We start from the raw sequence: 26,536 nt of genomic DNA on the forward strand, positions 1-26,536 counted from the left end.
TTAAGGTTGGCATTTTCTTCCCCGTGATCCCGCCAATGACAAGATCAAATCCGCCAAGCCCTCGACATGAGGATGGCGGAGCATGGTGGCGTGATCACCTTGCGCCCAACAGGCGTGCATGGCACCGGAGGTCAAGCGCGCCCAGCCCCAACTTTGGGCATCTTCGGCCGCGGCCTTCGAAGCGGCACCGGCTGCGGTTGCACGGGTCCGAACCAGGTTCAGGTCGAAATCGCCGAGCGTTTGAGGCCGGTATACCATGCGTGACTGGGCGCGGAACACGGCGACCGGTCCCTCGAGATCTTCAGCCGTGGTCCCCGCCGGCAGCAGCTCGTCCGCCACCAATCTCTCGGCGAAGCGGGCAAGCGCCGAATGCCAGGTGCACCCGGCAAGATCGTCGCGAGTCAGGGGACAGTCGCGTCCATGAAAACCGGCCAGCATCGTAGCCATGTCGACCAACCAATCGGCGTCGTCCATATCGGGCGGCGGGTCCAGATCGCCACGGGGCGCGGGTGTATCCAACAAAATGAGAGGCGCCACCGGGCGACCCGCTTGGCGCAGGCGGCAAGCCATTTCGAATGCCAGGTAGCAACCGAAGCTATGGCCGACCAACTGAATCGGAGCCTCGTCCAGATCCAGGTCGAGCAACGCCTCGAGGTTGGCCGCCACGATCGCCTCGATCGAATCGTGCGGTTTGACTCGGTCCGTCGATCCGTCCCCATCCAGACCAACCGCCTGCAAACCGTAGACGATTTTCCGGCGCGTGCCCAACGCCTGAGCCAACTCGTGGAAATAGACCAAATTGCCGCCGGTTCCGGGAAGCAGGAACCAGGGCGAACCGATACCGCGCCCATGCAGTGGCACCAAGGGGGCCCGACGGGGCTCGGCCCCATCCTGACGCAGCAGCTCGGCCACCTCGGCCACGGATCCGTGTCGGAACAACTCGGCCAGCGGCAGGCGGCGACCGAAGCGCGACTCGATCCGTGCAACGAGGCGAACGGTCAACAACGAATGTCCACCCAACTCGAAGAATCCATCGTAGGCGCCCACCGAGGGAACCTCCAACAGCTCGGAATACAGTGCCGCCAGTTCGCGTTCGAGGGCATCCCGCGGAGGGATGAACGCGACCGCACCGAACGCCTCCCGACCCGGCTCGGGCAACTGGTCGCGGTCGGGTTTGTCCGAGGCATTGCGCGGCATATCGTCCAGAAGAACCCAGGCGGAGGGCTGTAGGTAGTCGGGCAGGCTTTGGGCAGCCAAACGGCGCAGCTTCATGACGGTCGGCTCCCGCTCCGGCATGGCCGTCACATAGGCGGCAAGGTAGGGCATCTGCCGCTCGCGACGCACGACGACGACGGCATCGGCCACGTCTTCACGGCCGCGAAGCCAGGCCTCCACCTCGCCTGGCTCGATGCGGCGGCCGCGGATCTTGACTTGATCGTCGAGACGGCCGACGAAATCGAATCCGCGATCTTCACCATCGGAATCGACCGGCCTGCGTCGCACCAAATCGCCGGTGAGGTACATCCGCGAACCGGGCGGGCCGAAGGGGTTGGGAACGAAGACGGCCGCCGTCGCACCGGGACGATTGCGGTAGCCACGCGCCACTTGCGGTCCGGCCAATGCCAACTGGCCCGCGATCCCCAATGGTGCGAGCTGCAGGTCCGAGTCCAGCACGAAGGTCCGGGCGTTGGGTACCGGCGAACCAATGGGTGTGGCGCCGGGTCGGCCATCACAGGCGAACAACGTAGCCGCCACGGTGTGCTCGGCCGGACCGTAACCATTGACGATGCGGCGTCCGGGCAACCAGCGGCGCACCAACGACTCGGGGCAAACCTCCCCCGCCAGGATCACGCAACGCGGCAAATCGCCACAGGGCTCGACCGTCGCCACCGCGCTCGGCACCGCGATCAGATGGGTGATGCCGTTCCGGGCCACGTACGCCGCCAGCGGATCACCCAGCAGGCGTTCTCGGTCGGGACCCAAATCCAAGGCGGCACCCGAGGAGAAGACCAACGCCAATTCGATCACCGACGAATCGAAATTGAGCGAAGCGAAGAAGTAGAACACGGAGCACGGCTCCACCCGCATGAACGCCTGCAGCGCCATGGCGGACTGGAACAAGCCCGCGCGGGTCAACTGCACGCCCTTGGGCTCACCGGTCGAGCCCGAGGTATAGGTCAGGTAGGCCAGGTTCTCCGGATGAGGCCGTCGCCTCTCGATATTCGGGTTCGGTTCGGGCACCGCCATCGAAGACGGCTCGTCCCAGACCAGAACGTCGAAATCTCCTTCCGGAAGCCGGTCGCGCAGTGCCGCATGGGTCACCACGAGATGGCCGCCACAATCGCGAAGCACCGGCGCAAAGCGCTGAGGATAGGCGGGATCCAGACCCACGAACACCGCCCCCAAGCGTTGGACGGCCAGAAAGGCCGCCGCCAGATCCGGATCGCGTTCGGCCATCACCACGACCGGAACTTCCGGGCCGACGCCACGCGAGGCCAAGACTTCGGTCAAACGGGCCACTTCGGCGTCCAGCTCGGCATAGGTCCAACGGCGGTCGCCGTACACGATGGCCGTGGCTTCGGGTCGTTGCCGAACCCACCCGGCAAAGCGACTTTCCACCTCGTAGGGCGCGCCCCAATCGCGAGGCCGGGGATTGCCGTCGGCCATGACCGCGTCCCGTTCCCAGTCCGGCAGCATCGGCAGTCGCGAGACCGCTTCCTCCGGCCGTTCCACCATCGCGGACCACAACCGAGACAGGTGTTCCCCCAGCCGTGCCACCGTTTCTTCGTCGAACAGGTCCCGGTTGTACTCGATCGCGCCGAAGAGCCCGTCGGGGCCCTCCTCCATCGCCAGGGTCATATCGAACTTGCTGACGACGACCTCGCGCGCCTGGTTCACCACCTCCAAATCCGGATGTTCCAACTCGGGTTCCGTGAAATTCTGGAGCACGAACATGACCTGGAAAATCGGCGCATAGCTCAAGTCGCGTCGCGGCTGAAGCGCCTCCACCAATTCCTCGAAAGCCAGGTCGGCATGCGCGTAACCCTCCAAACAGGCGTGGCGCACGCTCGCCAGCGTGGTTGCCAGATCGCCGCGCGCTTCCGGCTGCAACCGCAGGGGCAGCGTATTGGCGAAGAACCCGATCAATTGTTCCTGCTCCGCCGAAGTCCGGTTGGCGACAGGTGTGCCGATCACCAGGTCGCGACGGCCGCTCCAACGGGCCAAGACCTCGGCGAAGCCCGCGAGCAACACCATGAACAGGGTACAATCGTGGGCCACGGCCAGACCGTTCAGGCCCGAGGTGAGCTCGGCCGAGAGCGCGAACCGGTGCATGGCCCCGCGCGTGGAGGATCGCGTGGGACGCGGCCGATCGGTCGGCAGTTCCAACAACGGCGGCGCGCCATCCAAATGGGCGCGCCAATAGTCGAGTAGCGCGCGTCGGCGATCTTCGTCCATGCGCCGCGCCTGCCAGGCGACCACATCGGCGAATTGCACGGGCAGCGGCGGGAGGTCCACCGGTTCACCGCCGGCGAACGCCGGATACAGCGCGGACAGTTCGCGCAACAACAATCCTTGGGACCAGCCGTCTCCCGCGATGTGATGGAGCATCAGTACCAAAACGTGGTCGGTCCGGCTGAGACACAACAGCTCGACGCGGAGCGGGCAATCGCGAGCCGGATCGAAGGGCGCGGCCGTCCGGGCGTTCACCCAATCCCGAACGAACGCCTCACCGCGCGCGGACTCGTCCTCGGAAACCGCGACTTCCACCAGCGGCATGGGGTGCTCCGTCAACAATCGCGCGCGGGGCTCGCCGTCGACGTCCTCGATCGTCGTGCGCAGCACTTCGTGGCGTTCGGCAATGGCGCTCGCGGCCCGGCGCAGGGCATCCCGATCCAGAGACCCTCGCAGGCGCAGGACGACCGGCATGTTGTAGGCGGCGTTGGGACCTTCCAACCGGCTCAGGAACCACAACCGCTTCTGATTGCCCGACAGCGGGATTTCCTCGTAACCCCTGGGCGTGATGCGGGCGGCCACGGCCGCGTCGCCGTCCTCATCCAAATGCAGGGTGGCGACACGCTCGGCCAGGTCGCACAAACGCGGTGCCTCGAACAGCCAACGCAGCGGCATCTCGATCCCGAGCCGGTGGCGAAGTGCGGCCACCACGCGGGTCGCGGTCAGGGAATGGCCGCCCAGCCGGAAAAAGTGATCGCCGCGACCCACTTCGGCCACGCCCAGAAAGGCGCACCATATCTCGGCGAGACACCGCTCGAGCGGCGAGGCCGGCGGTTCGATGACCGACGCGGCGGTTCCCATCTTCGGCAAGGGCCGGCGCCCCAATGCCGCTCGATGCACCTTTCCGTTGGGTGTCAGTGGAAAGTCATCCAATACTTCGAAATGTTCCGGCACCGCTTGGGGCGGTAGTTTTTTCTCCAACCAGGCCCGTACCTCGTCCAGGTCCGGCGTGCGATGCTCCCGGCCGACGAGGTAGGCCACCAACACTTTGTCACCCCGGCCCCTCCCCGGCCCACCGTCACCGGCCGGGTCGCGGGCCAACACCGCCGCCGCGGCCACGTCCGAATGGCTCACCAACAGTGCTTCCACCCCGCGCAGTTCGACCCGTACACCGCGGATTTTCACCTGGTTGTCGATCCGGCCGAGGAACTCGAGAACCAAATCGCCGTCGCGACTCTCCACGATCCGCACCAGGTCTCCACTCCGGTACATCCGTGCGCCCGGATCCACGGCGAAGGGATCCGGCACGAACGCCGTGGCGGTGCGTGACGGCCGACCCAGATAACCCCGAGCCACCTGAGCACCGCCGATGAACAACTCGCCCACCGTGCCGACCGGTACCGGCCGCAAGGCCCGGTCGACAACGTAGACCGTACTTCCCGCCAGCGCCCGACCAATGGGCACCGTCGTGCCCAAGGATTCGGCCTCACCCACGGCCAGTTCGTACATCGTGCAGTCGATCACGGCCTCGGTGGGGCCGTACTCGTTGACGACGCGCGTTTCCGGTAACCGGTGCTGCCAGTCGGCGGCCAGCGAGGCGGTCAACGCCTCACCACTCGACACCAGGGCCATGATCCGCGCCCGAACCGCCCTCGGCCCCAGGAGCCCCGACAGGGATTCCAGGTGGGCGGGTGTCAAGTGAACCAAACCGAAGGACCGCTCTTCCAAGAAGGTCGCCACCAGGGAATCCAGCTCCCGCCCCTCGGGAACCAGGGTGATGCACCCCCCCGCCGTCAGGGGCGCCAACAGGGGATGCAGGGTGGCGTCGAAGCCGATGGCCCCCTGAACCAGGGCGCCACGATCGACCGCATAGGTGGCGCGCGAATGCACCAGGAAGTTGGCCAATCCCGCGCGCGTCACCGCCACGCCCTTGGGCCGCCCGGTCGACCCGGAGGTATACATCAGGTAGGCCATCTGATCCGGCAACAAGGAGATCTCGGGACAGGCCATAGACCCCTCGGACGTGTCCGGACTCATCAGCAATTGGGGATCGAACAGGTTTTGAGGGTCGTCCTTCGCGATCACCAGTGCGGCACCGCCGTCCTCGACCAAAAAGCGCAGGTGATCCGCACCCAAGCTCGATCCCAACGGCAAAAAGGCGCCGCCCGCCTTCCAAACCGCCAGAATCGCGGCGATCAGGTCCGGCTCGCGCTCCAGGTACAGGCCGACCACCGATTCAGGGCCGATCCCGCTCCGGTGAAGCCGCGCAGCCAGGGTCGACGAGCGTTGGTCCAGCTCGGCGTAAGACCAACGAACCGAACCGGCCGAGACCGCGGGTCCGTTCGGGTTTCGAGCGACCTGCTCCCGAAAGGAAGCCAGCACATCCGGGGTCCGGGTCCCGTCGGCGAATGGCTCGGGAACCGACGCCGTACGCGGCGTGAGCGGGTTCAGCCGAGATTGCATCCGAACCCACTCCTCGTCGTTCACCAACGGCAGGGCGAAGGGATCGGCATCGGGTCGTGCCGCCATCGCTTCCGCGATCCGTTGAAAATGGCGCAACAACCGCAGCATGCTCGATTCGGCGAACAGCTCGCGATCGTACTCCAGAACCCCGGCGATGCCGTCATCGGTTCGCGTCAACGAGAGATGTAAATCGAATTTGGCGACTTCGGCCGGCTGTTGGACCGAAGTCAACCGAAGCCCGGTCCAATTGTGCTCGCGCGCAGGTATGTTGCGCCATACGAGCATCACCTGAAAGAGGGGCGCCTGAGCGGGATCGCGGTCGGGATCCAACCATTCGACAAGGCGTTCGAACGGCAGGTCGCGATGGTCGTAGGCCGCCAGGCAGGTGCGGCGCACACGTTCCAGAAGTGAAGAGATACTGTCTCCGGATTCGAAGCGGATCCGTAAAGCCAGCGTATTGACAAAAAATCCGACGAGCGATTCCAGCTCCGATCGATCGCGATTGGCCTCGGGCGTGCCGATCACCAAATCGCGACACCCACTGGTCCGCGCCAGAACCAGGGCGAATCCGGTGAGAAGGGTCATGAACATGGTGGCCCCCTGGGCGGCGGCCAACGTTTCCAGCGCTGCACTGGTTTTGGCGTCCAGGAAGAAGGGACATGTCCCGGCCGGATAGGAACGGCGCGGCGGCGTCGCGAAGTCCCGTGGCAGCTCGAGGAAGGGCGGCGCATCGGCCAGCGCCCCACGCCAATAATCGAATTGTTCGGCGAGCACCGCATCGGCGAGGTGGCGGCGCTGCCACAACGCGTAATCCGCGTATTGAAGACCCAACTCCGGCAAGGGGTCGGGTTTTTCTTCACGGAACGCCAAGTACAACTCGCGCAATTCGGCCGCCAGCACTTCCAACGACCAACCGTCGGAGACGACGTGGTGCAGCACCAACGCCATCAAGTGACGTCGCACTCCGAGACGAACCAGCACGACGCGCAACAGGTGGTCGCAGGCCAGGTCGAAGGGACGCGCCAAGACTTCGCGCGCCAGCCGAAGCGCTTCCTCGTCGCGTCGCGCCTCGGCGATCGCATCGATGGTCATCAAGGTCACCGGATCGTAACCTTCGGGATCGATCGCCTGGTAGGGTTCTCCGGCTTCGTCGTCCTCGCGGAAGCGCGTCCGCAACGACGCGTGCCGCTCCGTCAGCGCCAGCCAGGCGCGCCGCAGGGCGTCTACGTCCAGTTTGCCGTCCAACCAGAGCAAGACCGGCATGTGGTAGCGCGAAGAGGGTGACTCCAGGCGCTCCAGGAACCAGAGACGTTGTTGGGAAAACGAGAGCGGAATCCGTGCGGGCAGGGGTTCTCGCCCCAGGGCCGGCAGGGACGCCCGCTCCGCCGGTCGCGCCGCGTCGATCCGGCACGCCAGATCTCCCAGGCGCGATGCCTCGAACACCACCTGCAGGGGTAACCGAACCCCGAAAAAGCCACGCACCCGCGCCAGGACCCGCGTCGCCAACAGCGAATGGCCGCCCAGCTCGAAAAATTCCGAATCGCCGTGGACCATGTCGACGCCGAGCACCTCACGCCAGATCCCGGCCAGGATTTCCTCCGTCGGGGACGCGTGGGGCCGCAAAGGCGCCGTCTCCGAAGGGGGCACGGGCTCCGGCAGGGCCCGCCGGTCGACCTTGCCGCTCGGCGTCACCGGCAAGCGGTCCAACATCACGAACAGGGCGGGCACCATGTGTTCCGGCATCGCGGCAGCCAACCGTTTGCGGATCTCCGCGACCCCAAGCCCATCCGCCACGACATAGGCCACCAGCCGCTTTTCGGCGCTCTCGCCATGAACCGCGACCACCGCTTCGCCGACCCCGTCGAGCCGATTCAGCGCCGCCTCGACCTCGCCCAACTCGATGCGGAACCCACGCACCTTGACCTGTTGATCGAGCCGGCCCAGGAATTCGAAGCTTCCGTCGGGCAGCAACCGCGCCTGGTCGCCGGTTCGGTACATGCGCGCACCGGGTCGATCGTCGTAGGGGTCGGGCAAAAATCGTTGGGCCGTCAGCGCGCCGCGATGCAAATACCCGCGCGCCACGCCGAGCCCGCCGACGAACAGCTCACCCGGCACGCCCACCGGCAGCAGCCGCTGGGCTTCGTCCAGGAGATAGAGCCGCGTGGTGGGAATCGGGCCGCCGATGTTGCCGGCGTTGCGGGTGATGTCCTCGGTGGAAACCTGGCGGAAGGATGCGTGCACGGTGATTTCGGTGATGCCGTACATGTTGACGAGAACGACCGCGGGGAAGCGCTCGTGGAACGGGCGCAGCAGGGCCGGCTGCAGGGCCTCCCCACCGAACACCAGGTACCGCAGGGCGCAGTCGTCGTCCAGGGCCGCACACTCGCGAATGAACTGGTAGAACGCGGTCGGGATCTGGCTGAGCACGGTCACCCGCTCGCGCCAGACCAATGCCGCGAAGGCCGCGGTGTCGCGCGCGACATGGCGCGGCACCACCACCACGCGCCCGCCGTAGAACAGGGCGCCGTACATCTCCCAGACCGAGAAATCGAAACAGTAGGAGTGGAACAGGCTCCACACGTCGTCCGGCCCGAAGGCAAAGGGAAGCTTGTCGTTACACATCAAGCGAACCACCTGGCGGTGTTCGACGAGACAGCCCTTGGGTCTCCCGGTGGAGCCGGAGGTGTAGATGCAATAGGCCAGGTTGTGGGGGTCGACCGTGACGTGCGGCGCACTGTCGAACTGGGCCTCGATGTGCGGGGCGTCGCGGTCCAACAGCAACCGGAGCATCTCGCGGTCGGTGGCCAAGTTGGCCTCCGCGTTGGTGACCAGATGGCGCACGCCCGAGTCGGCCAACATCGCGGTCAGCCGTTCTTCGGGATAATCGGGATCGAGGTTGAGGTAGGCACCGCCGGCCTTGAGCACGGCCAGCATGGTCACCACCATCTCGATCGAACGCTCCAGGCACACGGCCACCAAGGTGTCCGGGCCGACACCCATCTCGCGCAGGACATGGGCGATCCGGTTGGCGCGGCGGTCCAGCGTGGCATAGGTCAGGTGCCGGTCGTCACAACTCAGGGCGATGCGTTCCGGCGTCCGCGCCACCTGGGATGCGAACAACCCGTGAATCGTGGCGCCGGAATCGAAGGCGGCTTCGGTCCGGTTCCAGGTCTGCGCTTGCCGCAACCGCTCGGCCTCGTCCAGCAAGGGCACCCGATCCACCAGGGCACTCGGCCGGGCCACCATCTCCCCCAGCAGGCGTTGGAAGTGACCCACCATTTGGGCCATCGTAAAGCTGTAGAAATATTCGCGGTTGAAGACCCAAAAGCCCTCGTAGCCGCCATCGCGATCGGCCTTCAACAACAGGTTCACGTCGTATTTGCCCAGACCGTAATTGGTCTCGTGAACCTGAAGCGTCCCACCACCCAAGGCGTATTCCGGCCAGGGATCCTCTTCCACCTGAAAGAGCACGTCGAACAGGGCCGTGCGGCTCATATCCTTTTCCGGGTTCAGGCGCGTCACCAGCAGGTCGAACGGCATCGCGCCATGGGCCCGAGCGCCGCGTTCGACCGCATCCACCTGACCCAGCAGGTCACCGAACGCGGTCGATTCGTCCAAGAAGAGGCGTAATACCAACAAGTTGGCCAGCGGCGCGATCATCCGGGCGCCGTTCCGGGCGCGTTGGTCATCCAGGGTCCCGACGACGATCTCGCGATGCCCCGCATAGCGCCGCAACAGCGCCGAAAAGGCCGTCAGCAACGCCGCGAACGGCGTGGTGCCACGGCCCTTCGCCCACTCGCGAAGGCGCACCGCCATTTCGGGCTCGATGCGGAACCGCTCGCGGGCCTCGCCATAAACATGGACCCCCGCGCGCGGCCCCACCGTGGGCAGGACCAGCGGTTGCAAGCTGCCGTGGAGACGGTGACGCCAGTAGAACATCTGGCTCTCGAGAACCTCGTCGCCATAGGCGCGCTGGTGGGCGGCGAATTGGCGATAGTCCATCTCCAGAACGGATGGAAGCGCGCCGAGACCGTCGCGGTAGGCGAGCGTCCATTCATCCAGCAGAAGCGCCAGGGAACGGCGATCGACGGCGATGTGGTGCGCGGCCAGCGCCAGCACGGCCATTTGCGGTGCCCCGGTATCGGCGTCCGAAGAGGCGGGATCGACGACCGTCACCACGAAACCCCGCACCAGCGGCGCGGACTCCAGCTCGAAAGTGCGCCGCGTCGCGGCCAGCGCCTCGGCCAACAGTTCCTCGGCAGAGGGTTCACCCGCCAGCGCGATCGATTCGAAGTCGACCTCGGCCCCTTCGACCGGCACCTGGCCGCGCTTGTCGCTTGGGAATCGGGTGCGCAGGCCCTCGTGACGGTCGACCACGCCCTGGAGGGCCGCACCCAGTCGGGCCACATCCAGCCCCGACCCGCGCGGGTCGTCGCTTCGCCACAGGGCCAGCAACGGCACGTTGTGGTACGTGGGATGTCCCACGTAGACGTTGCCGGTCTCGAAGGCATCGATAAACCACAGGCGTTCCTGGTGATACGACAGCGGCGCCAAACCTTCCTCGCGATCGTTCCCCGCTTCCGGCGAAAAGGGCGGTACCGCGACCTCACCGGACAGGACCAATTCGGAGAGCGCCGTTCGAGGCGACGCCACCACGGCCGAGGCCAGACGTGTCAGCCTTTCGACCAGGCGTACGATGGTTTCCTCATGGAACAGATCTTCGCGGTAACACACGAAGCCCCGCACCCCGGTCTCGCTCTCGCGAAAGTAGATGTCCAAATCGGTGCGGGCGCCCAGACCGCTGACGCGATCGCCCTCGAACGGCGTCACTTCCGCCGAGCCCAGCATCGGCTCGTCGCGTCCTTCGCGGGTGTGGGTCAGGATGGTGCGAAACAGCTCGCGATCGCTCCCCGACGCCACCGCTTCCACCACCTTCTCGAATGGCGCTTCGGCGTGGTCCTGAGCCTCGGCCACCACCTGTTGCACGTGATCGACGAGGTCGCTGAAGGTGGTGTGCCACGAGAGCTTGGCCCGCAGGACCAGCGTATTGACGAAGAAACCGATCAACGGCGCGACCTCGGCACGGTCGCGACCGGCGATGGGGGTACCGATCGCCAGGTCGCCGCGCCCGTCGTAGCGGTACAACAGCGCCGCGTAGAGTGCCACCAGGGTCGCGTAGCGCGTGACGCGTCGTTCCCGCGCCAACGCGTCGAGGCCCTCGAAGGTCGCGTCGCTCAGGGAAAACGGCACCACCCGGCCGCGTTGACGGCTGCTGGCGGGCCGTTCGAAATCGTAGGGAAGGGCCAAGTCGGGCCGCGAGCCGGCCAGGGCCCGGCGCCACCAGTGCAGGTGCGGCTCCAGACGATCGGACGTCAGATGATCCACCTGCCAACGCGCGTAATCGGCATACTGAATCGGCAAGGGCGGCAGCGGTGAGGAAGCCCCAGCCGCGTAGGCGTCGTACAGCGCGTTCAATTCCTTGACGAACACGTCGACGGACCAGTGGTCGGCCACGATGTGGTGCATGTTCAGCAGCAGTACGCGATGGTCGGGGGCCAGAACCGCCAGCACCGCGCGAAACAGCGGGCCCTTCGCCAGGTCGAACCTGTGCAACGCTTCGTTTTGTGCCAAGCGCTGGGTCTCGTGTTCGGCCGAGGCCGGCTCGCGATCGCGCAGATCGATGCGATGCAGGACGTCACTCGGTGGCGGCGCCACGCGCTGTACCGGCCTGCCGTCCACCTCGACGAATCGGGTGCGCAACACCGCGTGTCGCGCCACGATGGCGGCCACCGCCCGCGCCAGGGCCTCTTCGTCCAGCGGGCCGCGCAAACGCAAGGCGCCGGTGATGTTGTAGGCCGCGCCGGATTCGCTGAGCCGACTCACGAACCAAAGCCGCGCCTGCGCGAAAGAGAGCGGGGCCCGATCCGCATCCGGTCGCGCCTCGATCGTCTCCCGCGCGGCGCGGAGCCGGCCCAGGTGCGCCACAAGGGCCGGCTTCACCGAACGCAACAGCTCCTTGAGTCGGGCATCCAGGGCTCCCTTGGGTGCACGCAGGCGCAATTGATCGCCTTCCAGCGAGACATGCACGTCGCGGCGACGCAACATCGCCAGAACCTGATCGAGATCGGCCGGTTCCGAGGGCTTCGGAGTGGTATCGTGCGGGCTCATAACAGGAATTCCTCTTCATCGTCGTTCAGCGGTTCATCGGAAGGTTCGGGCGCTTGGGCGGCCCAGGCGCGGGTATCGATCAGTTCGGCCATGTCGCGCAGCACCGGCTCGCGGAACAGGTCGAGCAGGGTCAGCTCCACTCGGAAGTGTTCCTGAATGCGGGCGAAGAGCCGCATGGCCAGCAGCGAATGGCCACCCAGCGCAAAGAAGTGGTCGTCGGCAAAAATCCGGTCGCGCCCCAGCAGGTCGCACCACATGGACGCCAGCTCGGTTTCGGTCCCGGTTCGCGGCGGCGTCCCCTCGGCCCGTGGCGGCTCCGGCAGGGCCCAAGCGCGCAGCGCCTTGCGGTCCACCTTGCCGTTGGGCATCTTGGGCAACACTTCGTGGATCAGGATGGCCGCCGGAACCATGTATTCCGGCAGGACCTTGCGCAAGGCGACCATCATCGCGTCCGGATCCAACGAAAGCCCCAACTCGGGCTGGACGTGGGCCACCAAACGAAGGTCGCCGCCTTGCCCCGCGGCCAGGTCTCGGGTCGCGCCGGCCTCCACCGGGATCGCCAACACCACCGCATCGCTCACGCCGTACAGGGACCGCAGAGCCGTCTCCACTTCGCCCGGTTCGATGCGATAACCGCGTAACTTGAGCTGATGGTCGACGCGGCCCAGGAAATCGAGGCGCCCATCCGCACCCAGCCGCACCCGATCGCCGGTGCGGTACAGTCGTGCACCGGGCTGGGTGCCGAAGCCGTCGGGGACGAAGGCCGCCGCGGTCTTGGCGGGATCGCCGTGGTAACCGCGGGCCAGGCCCGGTCCTCCCAGGTACAGCTCCCCGGGCAATCCCACCGGCACCGGTTGACCATGGGCATCCAAGACGCGCACGGCGACGTGGTCCAACGGCCGCCCGACCGACACCCGTCGCTCGCCGGCGTAGTGGCCACAGTCGAAGACACTGCTCCACACGGTGCCCTCGGTCGGCCCGTACTCGTTGAACAGCCGCACCTGGGGCCAGGCTTGGCGATGGCGCTCGATCAACGCGGGCGGGCATGCCTCGCCGGCCACGATCACGGTATCGAGCGAGGCCCAATCCTCGCGGCCGGCCAGGTCCATCAACACCGCGTACAGCGATGGTAGGCACAGCGTATGGGTGACCTGACGCCGTCGCATCGCGGCCAACAAGGCGTGGACATTGCCCACCTGATCCTCGGTCGGCAGCACCAGCGTACCGCCACCGCACAGGGTGTGGTAGAGCCCCACCACCGAACTGTCGAACGCGATCGGCGAGAGCAGCAGGAAAGCTTCCGGCGGATCGCCGTAGACGTCGTCGCGGGCGGCGTTGGACGCGGCCAGGCTCGCGTGCGAAATCGCCACGCCCTTGGGGCGGCCGGTCGAACCGGAGGTGTAGATCACGTAGGCGCGCGCATCCGCGGGCGGGACCAGACCCGGATTGTCGGCCGCGCCCGGATCGTCGTTGGCTTCCACATCGTCCAGGGCGAAGCAGGCGAGGTCGCCGCCAAGGCGCGTCTCCAGCTCCCTGGTGGTCACCATCAGGGTCGCGCCCGAATCGGCCAGCACGGTCTCGATTCGTTCGCTTGGGTAATTGGGATCCAACGGCACGTAGGCCGCACCCGCCTTCAGAATGCCCAACAGGCCGACCAGGAGTTCCGGCGAGCGCGGCAGGCACAAGGCGACGAGGTCGTCCACGCCCACACCGGCACCGCGCAGGAGGTGGGCCAGGCGATTTGCCGCGGCGTTTAATTCGCCGTAGCGCAGGACGCGATCGCCGATCTGCAGGGCCGGTCGATCGGGATGCGCCGCGGCTCGTGCTTCGAACGAAGCGATGACCCAGGGTTGGGGTTCGGCGGGGGCGCGGGTTGCGCCTTCGCGAGGTGTTTGGCTTTCGTGGATCGATCGTTTCGTTGGGTTCAGCGGGCCGCTGAACCTACCGGGCACCACGCCGCTTTCGGCTTCTCCCCTACTTCCTTCCGATTCGCTTCGGTTCACGGTTTCGGCTTCGCGCTCGTGGGGCTCTCCGCTTTCGTGGACCGATCGCTTCGTTGGGTTCAGCGGGCCGCTGAACCTACCGGGCACCACGCCGCTTTCCGCTTCTCCCCTACTTCCGTCCGATTCGCTTCGGTTCACGGTTTCGGCTTCGCTCCCGTGGGGCTCGCCGCTTTCGTGGATCGATCGCTTCGTTGGGTTCAGCGGGCCGCTGAACCTACCGGGCACCACGCCGCTTTCCGCTTCTCCCCTACTTCCGTCCGATTCGCTTCGGTTCACGGTTTCGGCTTCGCGCTCGTGGGGCTCCCCGCTTTCGTGGATCGATCGCTTCGTTGGGTTCAGCGGGCCGCTGAACCTACCGGGCACCACGCCGCTTTCCGCTTCTCGGGTACTTTCGTTCGATTCGCTTCGTTCGGGGCCGTCACACAGGTTCAGGGCGCTCAGACGGCGTGTGGGCGCCGCCGCCATGGACTTCCACAATGCCTGGAGGTGGGCGATCATACAGGTCATCGAGGACGCGTCGAAGATGTCGGTGTTGTATTCCAGCACCGCGTCCAAGCCGCCACCCGACTCGGACTCGGCGAGCGAAAGCGTCACGTCGAACTTGGTCTCCGCCAACACGCGTTGCACCGGCTCGAATCGCAGGCCCGGCAAGCTCACTTCGCGCATCGGCTGGTTGTGGAACACGAACATCACCTGGAACAGCGGCGCGTGAGCGGGCTGGCGGCGCGGCTGCAGCTCGGCGACCAGGCGTTCGAAGGGCACGCCCTGGTGGGCCAGGGCCTCGAGGCAGGTGCGGCGCACCCGCGTGACCCACTGGCGCACCGAGGGATCGTCTTCGAGGTCGAAACGCAGGGCCAGCGTGTTGACGAAGAAGCCGATGAGGTGTTCCAACCTGGCGTCGTCGCGGTTGGCGACCGGGGTCCCGATGACCACGTCGCGCTGGCCACTCCACCGCGACAGCAGCGCGGCGAACCCACCCAGCAACACCATGAAGAGGGTCGCGCCCTGATCGCGCCCCAAGTCGCGCAGGGGATCTACCAGTTCGGCGCCCAACGGGAAGCGCAGAGCGGCACCGTGGAAACGCTGCACCGGCGGCCGCGGACGATCGACGGGCAGCTCCAACAGGGCCGGCGCGCCGGCGAGGCGGTTCCGCCACCAGTCCACCTCGCGGGCCAGGAAGGCACCGTCCCAGGTGCGCCGCTGCCAGAGCGCGTAATCGGCGTATTGCAGCGGCAAGGGAGCCAGCTCGGGTTCTCGGCCCTGACTGAAGGCCCGGTACAGTTCGGTCACCTCGCGCAACAGCACGCCCATGGACCAGCCGTCGGAAACGATATGCTGCATGGCGAACAGTAGCAGCGAACGGTCCTCCCCGGTGCGGTAGAGCGCGGCGCGAATCGGTCGCTCCTCGGAGAGCGACCAGGGCCGAGCCAGCTCGACCCGCGCTCGTTCCAGTGCGATCGCGGTGTCCACCGGACCCTCGGTAGCCAGGTCGACCACCCGCAGGACCGCGTCCGTGGCACTGGGCGGCGCATCGACGATTTGGTAGGCCACGCCGTCCTCCGCGTCGAACCGCGTGCGCAGCGCCTCGTGCCGGTCGACCAGGGCCTGAAACGCCTGAGCCAGCGCGCGCTCGTCCAGTGCACCCTGGACCTCGAGCATCGCCGGAATCAGGTAGGCGGTGCCCATGTCGTGCAGGCGATGAAGGAAGAACAGACGCTCCTGGGAGAAGGAAAGCGGCAGGCGCGCCGGTCTCGGTTCGTCGTGCGCGATCTCGACGTGTGGCAGGACATGACCCGAGCCCCCCTGATCGGCGACGCGACGGTCGATGAATTCGGCGAAATCCGACAATCGCGGCGCATCGAACACCGCGCCCAAAGCCACCGAAACACCGAAGCGGTCGCGCACACGGGCTGCAAGCTGCACCGCCAGCAAACTGTGGCCTCCCAGGATGAAGAAGTCGTCGTCCACGCCCACCGGCGACAGATTCAACAAGTCTTCCCACAGGCACACCAGTTCGCGTTCGGTCGCAGTGCCGGGAAGCGCGGAAGCCCCCTCGACGCCGCCGCGAATTCCGGGGTGATCCCAGTCCATCGTCACCAACGCCTTGCGATCGATCTTGCGGTTGAGCGTCAGCGGCAGTTGCGCCAGGAAGATCAGGCTGCCGGGAATCATGTAGCTTGGCAGGACCTCGGTTACATGCAGGTAGATCCTCCGCCGGGCGGCGCCGGCCGCAACCGGATCGTCCAGCCAGGAAACGGCGGTGTCGTCGGGAACCATGAAGGCCGCCAGATCGCGTTGGGTGCCCGAGCCGCCGGGCCGAGCCAACACCAGGGCCTGCTTCACGCCGGGATAGGCCATCAAGCGGGCTTCGATCTCGGCCGGTTCCACCCGGAACCCGCGGATCTTGATCTGAGAGTCCATGCGATCGGCGAAGACCAGGTGGCCATCGGCCCGAAAGCGCCCAAGGTCGCCCGTCTTGTAGATGCGATCGTCGGGATCGACGCTCGCCGGGCTGGCCAGGAACCGGGCACGCGTCAGGTCGGGATCGTCCAGGTAACCGGCGGCCAGGTGGGGGCCGCGAATGTGGATCTCGCCCAACTCGTCGACACCGGCCAAGCCCATGGCTCGGTTGAGGACCAGGACCTGAACGCCGTCGCCGGTCCCCCGCCCCAGCGGCAACACGGCTTCCCGGGCCTCGCGGTCTTCGGGATCGCGCGCGTAATCGTCGGGAACCAGGTAGCCGGCCACCGAGCGCTGGGTCTCGGTCGCCCCGTAGAAATTGACGATGCGCACGTCCGGCGCCAATCCACGCAGCGCGGTCACATGGCGGCCCAGAAGGCGGTCGCCGGTCAGGAAGACCCGGCGCAATGCCGGCAGCAACACCGGTTCGCGGTTTTCGGCGAGGATGTGAACCATGGGCGGGGTGACCAGCGCGACGCTGATCTCCCGGGCCCGCATCCAGGCCGCCAACCGATCCGGCCCGAAGTCCTCGGGGCTGGGCACGAACAGCGAAGCGCCCAGACACAGTGGGGTGAAGATGTCGCGCTGCAAGGGGTCGTGGGCGATACCGGACAGCATGCTGAAGCGATCGTCCGGGCGCAGATCGTAGGTGCGCGCGGTCCAGGGCAGAAAGTGGGTGAGCGATCCGTGGCGACCCAGCACGCCCTTCGGCTTTCCGGTCGACCCGGAAGTGAACGTCAGAATGGCGGGATCTTTGGGCCCGATCTCGAGTTCGGGTGGCTGCAGGCCGCTGGTGCAGGGACGGTCGTCCCACTGGCGCGGCAAGCCGTCGTCGGCGATGCGCAGACGGCCGGCAAGCCCGGCCCGATCCAGGTAGGCTTCGAAATCGGCGCCGATCGGGCCGGCCCGATCGAGCTGAATCCAGCCGCGCGCACCGGAAGCCTCCAGGAGATCGATCAGCCGCGAGTCGGGATAGTCGGGGTCGAGCAGGAGATAGACCGCGCCGGCGCGGAAGGTCCCCAGCACCGCAGGTACCACCGAAGCGTCGCGCGCGCCCAAAATGGCCACCACGTCACCCGCCACGATCCCGGTTTCGGCCAGAGCCGCGGCCACCGCCTCGAAGCGCGCCACCAGCTCGGCGTAGCGCCAGTGCTGGTGGTGGCCGATCACGGCCGGTTCGTCGGGCGTTTGCCGCGCCTGACGGGCGACCCACTCCACCACCGAGCCGCGCCAAGTGGCGTCCAGGGCCTTGCCCAGATCGGGCAGGCACACCCGCGCCTCGTCCGTGACCAGACTGAACGCGTCAATCGGCAGTTCGGGCGCCGCCGCGACTTGGGTCAACAGGTGGCGATACTGATCCAACAGGCGCACCATGCGATCGCGATCGAACAGGTCGGCGTTGTACGACAGGTCGAGCTGCAGGCGGTCACCCTCTTGACCGGCGTAGAGCGTCAAATCGAATTTGGCGCCGATGTCCGGCGTCTCGACCACCTCCAGACTCAGGTCAGGAAGGTCCACTTCGGGATCGGGCATGTTCAGCATGTTGAACATGACCTGAAACAGCGAGGTTCGCCCGCGGTCCCGTTTGGGCCGCAAGACTTCCAGCAGTCGTTCGAACGGCACGTCCTGGTTCTCGTAGGCTGCGAGCGTGGTCTCGCGAACGCGCGCCAGCAGCTCCACGAAGCGCGGATTGCCGCGCAGGTCGGTGCGCAGCACCAGGTGATTGAGGAAAAAACCGATGATCGGCTCCAGCTCCCGCAGCCGACGACCGGCGACCGGCGAGCCGATCGCGAAATCGTCCTGGCCGCTGTGGCGCGACAGCAGCAGCTTGAACGTCGCCAGCAGCACCATGAACAAGCTGGCTCCCTCGCGGCGCGACAACGCCTTGAGATCGGTGGTCAGCTCGGCGGACAGCAGCAAGCCTTGACGGGCGCCGCGGAACGAGAGGCGCGGCGGGCGGGGTCGATCGGTAGGCAGGGCCAGGACCGGGATGCCGTCGCCGAGGCGATCCTTCCAATAGGCGAGCTGGCGTTCCACCACGTTCCCCTGCAACCACGCCCGTTGCCAAACCGCGAAATCGGCGTAGGCCACGGAAGGCATGGGTAACTGGGGCGGCTTGCCGGCTCGGGCCGCGCGGTACAGTTCCATCAGGTCGCGGACCAACACGCCCATCGACCAGCCGTCGCCGACGATATGGTGCAGGTTGAGCAGCAGGCCGTGTTGCCCATCGCCCATCGCAACCAGGATCGCGCGGAACAAGGGGCCTCGCTCGAGATCGAAGGTGACCAGCGAGGTGGAGCGCACCAAATCGCGCCAGGCCGCCTCGCGCGACGCCGCCTCATGTCGACTCAGGTCGCGCATTTCGAGGTGGCCGGTCGTGGGTGTCAGGATGCGCTGGCAAATTTCGTCGTCCACCGACACGAAGATGGTGCGCAGCGACTCGTGGCGCGCGACAAGCCCGTCGACGGCGCGGGCCAAGGCGGCGCAATCCAGGTCGCCACGCAGGCGCAAGGCGACCGGCATGTTGTAGGTGGCGGAGGGACCTTCCAACCGGGTGAGGAACCACAAGCGCTGTTGGGCGAAGGAAAGCGGCAGCGGTTGGTCACGCGGCACCGGACGCGGACCCTCGAGCGCCATCACCTGCGGCGCGGTCCCTTCCCCAGCCAGCAGCACCGCCTGCTCGGCGACGGTCGGTTTGCCGAAGAAGTCGCGCAAGCCGAAATCCCGACCCAACCGTTCCCGAACGCGGGCCACCACCCGCGTGGCCAACAGCGAGTGACCGCCCAAATCGAAGAAATTGGCGTGAATGCCCACGGCCGGGCACCCGATCACCTCGGCCCAGATCTCGGCCAGTTTCCGTTCACCGTCGTTCCGCGGGGCGGTTTCGTCCAGGGCCACACCCCAGACTTCGGGCGCCGGCAAAGCGCCGCGATCGATCTTGCCGTTGGGAGTCAAGGGCAACGCCGCCACCTGCACGTAGGCGGCAGGCACCAGGAAGTCCGGCAGACGGCTGCGCAACCACACCCGCAATTCCGCGGCCGAGATCTCCGTTTCGGGTCGGGTCACCCACCAGGCCACGAGCTGGGCATCGCTTCCATCCCCGCCCGTCGCCCGCTCGGTGACGCCGACCACGCAGCTCGCCACCGCCGGATGACGGCGCAGCAGTGCCTCGACCTCGCCGGGCTCGATACGCACGCCGCGCAGTTTGACCTGATGATCCACACGCCCCAGGAACTGGAGACACCCGTCGCCATCCAGGCGCACGCGGTCACCGGTGCGGAACAGGCGCGCCCCTGGCCGGGACCCGAAGGGATCGGGTACGAACCGTTCGGCGGTGTGGGCGGGCATGTGGGCGTAGCCGCGAGCCAGGCCCACTCCGCCGAGCCACAGCTCACCCGGCAGGCCCGGCGGCACCGCCCGACCGCGCCCGTCGAGCACGTAGGCCCGCAGGTGACTGATGGGCGCGCCGATCGGAACCGCGTCGCGCGTCTCGTCCACAAGTTCGAACCAGGTCGCGTCACCGGCGACTTCCGTCGACCCGTACAGGTTGAGCAAGCGTACGCGCGGCAGGCGTCGTCGCAAGGCCGAGGCGGTCTCGCCGTCGAGCGTCTCGCCACTGCTCACGCAGATCCGCAGGGCGGGCAGCGCGCGGTTCAAATCCAAACCGGTCTCCAGCATGGCCCGCAGCAGGGAGGGCACGGCCGTCAACCGCGTCACGGACGCCTGCCCCAGGTACCGCAACAGCTCGCGCGGATCGCGAACGGCCCAGTCCGGCAGGATCCGCAGGGAGGCACCGTGCAACAGCGGCGCGAAGATCTCCCAGACCGAATCGACGAAATTGAGCGCCGTTTTCTGGGCGACCACCTCGTCCGGCGTCAGCGCGACCCGCGCCTGCATCCAATCGATGCGGTTCAAGGTGGCGCGATGCGTCCCCACGACGCCCTTGGCAGAACCGGTCGAGCCGGAGGTGTAGAGCAGGTAGACGGCCATGTCGCCGTGGTCGAGGCGGGCCGGATTGGTCGTGGCCCGCGCCTGAATGCGGTCGTGATCGGCGTCCAGGCAAAGCAGCGGCACCTCGCTTTCCGGCAGGGCGCCCGCCGAGGCGCGCCGCGAAATGACGGCCGCCAAACCGGCGTGGCCCATCATGTAGGCCAGGCGCGGCCGCGGATAGCTGGGATCGAGCGGCACACAAACCGCACCGATCTTCAGGATCGCGATCCAGGCCGCCACCATCGGCGCCGAGCGGTGAATGCACAACCCCACCGGCACTTCGGCCCCGACACCCAGCGCCCGCAGCTCGTGCGCCATCCGGTTGGCCTCGGCGTTCAGCTCGGCGTAAGTCCAAGACGCTTCCTCACACCAGATCGCCATCGCGTCCGGCGTGCGCGCGGCCTGGCGCTCGAAGCGGCCGGCCAGGGTTTCCTCGCTACCCGGAAGGGGCGTCGTGCGATCGAAGGGCACCGCCACCGCGAGGTGATCGCGCTCGGGATGCAGGTCGGCGGCGCTCACCGGTTGTTCGGGTGAAGCCGCCATGAAGGCGAGCAGGACCCGATACCAATGCGCGAAGCGGCGAATGGTCTCGGCCTCGAACAGGTCGGCATCGTATTCCCATTCGGCCTCCAGCTCCTGCGCACCGTCGGCGCCGGTACCCTCGTGCAGCGCCAGGGAGAGATCGAACTTGGCGTCCGTGGCCTCGCCATCGAACGGTCGCAGGGTCAGGTCGTCCAGGGCCAAATCGCCCAGACCCATGTTCTGGAACATGAAAACGGCCTGGACCAACGGCGTGTGGGCCGCATCGCGGTTGGGGGCCAACGCTTCCACCAGGCGCTCGAACGGGAGGTCCTGATGGGCGAAATCCTCCAGACCGGTATCGCGCACGTGGGCCAACAGGTCCGCCGCGCTCGGGTCGTCTTCGAGGCGGATGCGCATCGGCAACATGTTGACGAAAAAGCCCAACAGCGGTTCCAGCTCGGCGCGGTGGCGGTTGGCGATCGGTACACCGACCACGACGTCGTCCTGGCCGCTGAGGCGCTGGAGCAGGGCCGTGTAGGCCGCCAGGCAGGTCATGAACAGCGTGGTTCCGTGCCGACGACTCGAGGCCTGGAGATCGGCGGTCGCGGCGGCGTCCAATCGGAACCGATACAGGCCACCGCGACGGGCCGCCCCGGCCTGGCGTCCGTGGTCGAGGGGCAGGCGCAACAACGGCGGGGCCCCCAACAGGCGGTTGCGCCAGTATTCCAGTTGGTGTGCCAGTACCGGCGCCAGGTGGCGGCGCTGCCAATACGCGAAATCCGCGTACTGCACCGCGAGCGGCTGAGCGTTCGGCGCCCGGCCGGCACGCAGATCGGCGTACATTTCGGACAGTTCGCGGATCAGGAGACCCACCGACCAACCGTCGGAGACGATGTGGTGCATGACCACGCCCAACAGGTGCCAGGCGCTGTCGAGCTCCAACAGGACGACCCGCAGCAGCGGATCGCGCTGCAGGTCGAATTTACGCGCGGCCAATCGCGCATAGCGGGCGCGTGCTTCGGCCTCGGGCACGGTCGGATGAGCGTCGCCCAGGCGTTCGAAATGCCAATCGAATCGGGGCTCGGCCGCAATCACCTGGACCGGCTCCCCGCTGTCGGCGTCGAACGCGATATTCGTACGCAGGATCTCGTGGCGGGCCACCAGGCAGGCGAAGGCTTCGCGCAGGGCGCTCGGGTCCAGGACACCGTCGAGCATCCAGGCCCCGTGGATGTGGTAGGCCGAGCCCAGGCCCTCCACCTGCTCCAAAAACCAGAGCCGGTTTTGCGCGAAGGAGAGCGGTAGGGCTCCATCGCGGGGCACCGGCTGGATTCGAGGCAGCTCGTGCGGATCAGCCTCCGCCGGAACGGAGTCCTCGGGTTCCGCGGTCCCTATCCGGGACGGTTCTTCGGAGGACGTCGGATGGGTTTCCCGCTCCGAGCGAATGCGGTCGGCCAACTGGGCCGGAGTCGCGCCCTCGAACAACACCCGCACCGGCAGGGAAACGCAGAACCGTTCGCGCACCTGCGACATGACGCGCGTGGCCAGCAGGCTGTGGCCGCCGAGCGCGAAGAAATCGTCGTCCCGACCCACGTCGGCCAGCGCCAGGACTTCGGCCCAAATTTCGGCCAGTACGCGCTCGTCGTCGTCGCGCGGCGCCTGTCGCGACGACTCTTCTTCCTCGCCCAAATCCCAATTCGCCAGCGCCTGGCGATTGATCTTGCCGTTGGGCAACTGGGGAAAGCCGTCCAGGAACACGTAATTGTTGGGAATCATGAAATTGGGCAAACTTTGCTTGAGGAAGTCGCGCAGCTCGGTTCCGGCCGGCGCACCGTCCACGGCCGCATCCGCCACCAGAAAGGCCGCCAGGATCTCCTCCTCTCGCCGGCTCCTGCGCGGCAGGACCACCGCATCGGCGATCGCTTCGTGACGACACAGTACCTGCTCGATCTCCACCGGTTCGATGCGGAACCCGCGCACCTTCATCTGCTGATCGATGCGACCCATGAAGACGATGTCGCCGTCCGGCAGGTAGCGCACCAGGTCGCCCGTGCGGTAGAGACGGCCACCCCGATCGTGGCCGAAAGGGTCGGGAATGAACCGCGTCGCGGTCAGCTCCGGGTGGTTGCGGTACCCGCGCGAGACCTGAACCCCGCCGATCAGCAGCTCGCCCGGCACGCCCACCGGCACCAGGTTCATGGCGCGATCGACCACGTAGCAGGTGAGGTTGGCCACGGGGCCGCCGATCGGGTAGGCCCGCTCGCCATCGTCCTCTCGAACACGGTAGAAATTGGAGACGACCGTCGTCTCGGTGGGCCCGTAGCCGTTGTAGACCACCCGCCCGGGCTGCAGCGGTTCCAGCATGCGTCGCGTGAAGCTGGCACCGGCCACGATCATGACCTTCAGGTCCAGCCCGTCCAACGGCCCCATCGCGGGCAGGACGAACGGCAGGATCATCATGTGCGTCACGCCCTGGAGCTTCAGGTAGGCGGTCAGCTCCGGGCTGGGCATCAGCATCTCGGCGGGGCCCAGGTCCAACGTGGCGGCCCCGTAGAAGGTCATCGCCAGCTCGCCGACCGACATGTCGAAATTGAACGAACTGGTTTGGTACACGTGGCTGTCGGGTTCGAGCCCGAAGGCCTCGCCGAAGACCATGGCGTGGTTGGCCACGTTGCGGTGGGTGACCTGCACGCCCTTGGGACGGCCCGTGGAACCGGAGGTGAACAGCACGTAGGCCAGTTGATCGGGGTCGATCCGCAAGGCGGGTGCGGTTACGGGCCGGTCGGCGGCGGCCCGGTCCAGGTCGGCGGCCGTCAGCGCGGTGCAGGTCGCCGGGTAGCGTTCGATGGCGGCCGCATCGACTACCAGTACCAGCGCCGCACCGGCATCCTCGACCATGTAACGCAACCGCTCCGCCGGGTAGTCGGGATCCAGCGGCAGGTAGGCACCGCCGGCTTTCATCACCGCGAAAATCGCCGTGACCATGTCGATCGAGCGCGGCAGGGCGAGGCCCACCAGATCTTCGGCACCCAGCCCGCGACGACGCAGCTCGTGGGCCCAACGGTTGGCACGGGCCTCCAAGGCTTGGTAGCCGATCCGCGCATCGCCGTGGATGACGGCCGTGCCCGCACCGTTACGGGCCGCCGCCGACGAGAGCAGGTCGTGGAAATGGTCGATTCGAGGCACCGGGCACGCATCGTGTCGCCACTCGCGAACCTGGTCCCGAAAGGCCGCCACGTCGAAAAGTGCCTGATGGGTGGGCGGGTGATGAGGTGTTCGCGCCATTTCCGTCAACAGGCGGGAAAAATGAGCGAGCATGCGTTCGATCGTGTCGCGCTGAAACAGGTCGAGGTTGTATTCCAAGAGCAAACGGGTGCGCTCGAGGCCGTGTTCGGCCGTGAGCAGCAGATCCCACTTGGCCAGACCGGTCGGCTGTTCGACGACTTCGACGTCCAGGTCGGGCAATTGAATGCTATCGCTCAGGTCGTCGACCAGTTGGAACACCACCTGGAACAGGGGCGCGTGGCTCAGGGTTCGCTCCGGACGCACCGCCTCCATCACGGCATCGAGCGGGACCTGCTGATTGGCGTATCCTTCCAGGAAAATTTGGCTGACGCGATTCAGCAGCGTCGGCGTATCGCGAATGCCGCTCAGGTCGAAGCGCAAGGCCAGGGTATTGACAAGACAGCCGACCAGGCCCTCCAGCTCCATGCGACCGCGATTGGCGACCGCGGTCCCGATCACCACGTCGTCACTCCAGGCGTAGCGACCCAACAGCGCCGCATAGGTGGCCAGCAACACGGTGAACGGGGTGGTGTCGTAGCTGCGACAAAGCTGGTCGAGCGCTTGGCGCTGGGATCGATCCAGGGTCACGACACAGGTGGCGCCGCGGTGGCCCAGCACACTGGGACGCGGCAGGTCGGTGGGCAGCTCCAACAGTTCCGGGGCGCCCTCGAGCGCCTCGCGCCAATAATCGAGCCGCCGTTCCAGGACCTCGCCACGCAGCCAACGGTTCTGCCAGACGGCGACGTCGGCATACTGCAGGGCGGGCTTCGGCAATTCCGGTTCGCGCCCCTCCCGCAGGGCGGCGTAACATCGACTCAGCTCGCCGATCATGACCTCGATCGACCAGCCGTCGGCGATGATGTGGTGCAGGTTGATCAGCAGGCGGTGATCGCGCGCGTCGAGCCGCACCAGCACGGCGCGGAACGGCGGCGCCTCGGTCAGGTGAAACACGTGGGCCGCTTCGGCGGCGACCAGCTCGTCGAGGCGGCTCGCGCGCGCTTCGGTCGGCGCCTCGGCCAGATCGACGAAGGTCAGCGGTTCACCCGCGGTGGCCTCGATCACCTGCAGCGGTCCATCGGGCCCGACACGGAACCGGGTCCGCAGGGCCTCGTGCCGATCGATCAAGCGCCGAAAGGCCTCGGCCAGCGCCTCGCGGTCCAGGTGGCCGACGAGTTTCAGTGCGCCGGGGATGTTGTACAGCGACGAGGCCCCTTCCTTCTGATCCACCAGCCACATGCTGAGCTGGGCGGGCGAAAGCGGTGCCTCACCATCGTGGCCGCACGGCTCGATCGGCGGCAGTTCGGTCGATTCGGCGGCTTCGATGGCGGCGGCCATGTCGGCCAGAACCGGGACGTCGAACAGGGTCCGCAGCGAGAGCCCCACGCCGAAGCGGCCCCGAATGCGGGACACCAGCCGCGTGGCCAGCAGCGAGTGGCCGCCCAACCGGAAAAAGTGATCGGCGCGTCCCACGCTCTGGCAAGCCAACAGGTCGCGCCACAACTCGGCGAGACCGGCTTCGACCGGCGTTTGCGGCGATTGGTAGCGGGCGCGCCGGCCGGCATCGGGCTTGGGCAAGGCGGCGCGATCCAATTTTCCGTTGGCGGTGAGCGGCATCGTCGCCAACGGCACGAGCGCGCTGGGCACCATGTAGTCCGGCAGGCGGTCGGCCAACCATGCGCCAATCGCCTCCAGGTCCAACGCGTCCGCGGACCCTGCCGCCGGGGTCAACCAGGCGGCCAGCCGTGGCTCGGCCTCCCCTTCCCCGCTGAGCGCCGTGTGGGCCTCGGCGACGTCGTCGCGCCCGCGCAGCAGCGCGGACACCTCGTCGGGCTCGATCCGGTAACCGCGGATCTTGACTTGATGATCGCGCCGGCCGAGAAATTCGAGCGGCTCGCAGGCCTCGCCCTCGCGCAGGGGAAACCGCGCGAGATCGCCGCTGCGGTACATGCGGGCGCCGGGTTCGGTGGCGAACGGATCGGGCAAGAACAACGCCGCCGTTTGCCCGGGACGCTCGAAATAGCCGCGCGCCAGACCCGGCCCGGCAATGTAGATCTCGCCCGGCACACCGCGCGGCACCGGCTGCAAGGCCTCGTTCAGGAGATAGAGCCGCATGCCCGCGAAGGGAAAGCCGATGGGAACCGGCCCCGTCAAATCGGCGCCTGGCGGTACTTCGTGGACACAACAGCCCACGGTCG

At 67.1% G+C, this 26,536-nt stretch carries 2 protein-coding genes (1 of these 2 running past the window's edge); both read right to left on the reverse strand.

All coding sequences use genetic code 11. The annotated features are described in order from the left end of the window. Positions 1-12,084 carry a non-ribosomal peptide synthetase gene (locus tag J3U87_RS07210; RefSeq protein WP_237382361.1) on the reverse strand — a complete coding sequence of 4,028 codons (12,084 nt, stop codon included), beginning with the start codon at positions 12,082-12,084 and terminating at the stop codon, positions 1-3. Continuing rightward, a protein-coding gene (locus tag J3U87_RS07215) for a non-ribosomal peptide synthetase (RefSeq protein ID WP_237382362.1) crosses the window boundary here: on the reverse strand, positions 12,081-26,536 show its 3' portion. It continues 2,314 nt past the right edge of the window; the window shows 14,456 of its 16,770 coding nt (coding positions 2,315-16,770); its start codon lies beyond the right edge, outside the window — the gene reads right to left on this strand; the stop codon is at positions 12,081-12,083. The genes J3U87_RS07210 and J3U87_RS07215 overlap by 4 nt, the downstream gene beginning before the upstream one ends.

Source organism: Sulfidibacter corallicola, from assembly GCF_017498545.1.
In the GTDB taxonomy this organism is placed as follows: domain Bacteria; phylum Acidobacteriota; class Holophagae; order Acanthopleuribacterales; family Acanthopleuribacteraceae; genus Sulfidibacter; species Sulfidibacter corallicola.

Bases quoted from the DNA above. Each gene is read 5' to 3' on its own strand.
- J3U87_RS07210 (WP_237382361.1), bottom strand. From the start codon at position 12,084: ATGAGCCCGCACGATACCACTCCGAAGCCCTCGGAACCGGCCGATCTC.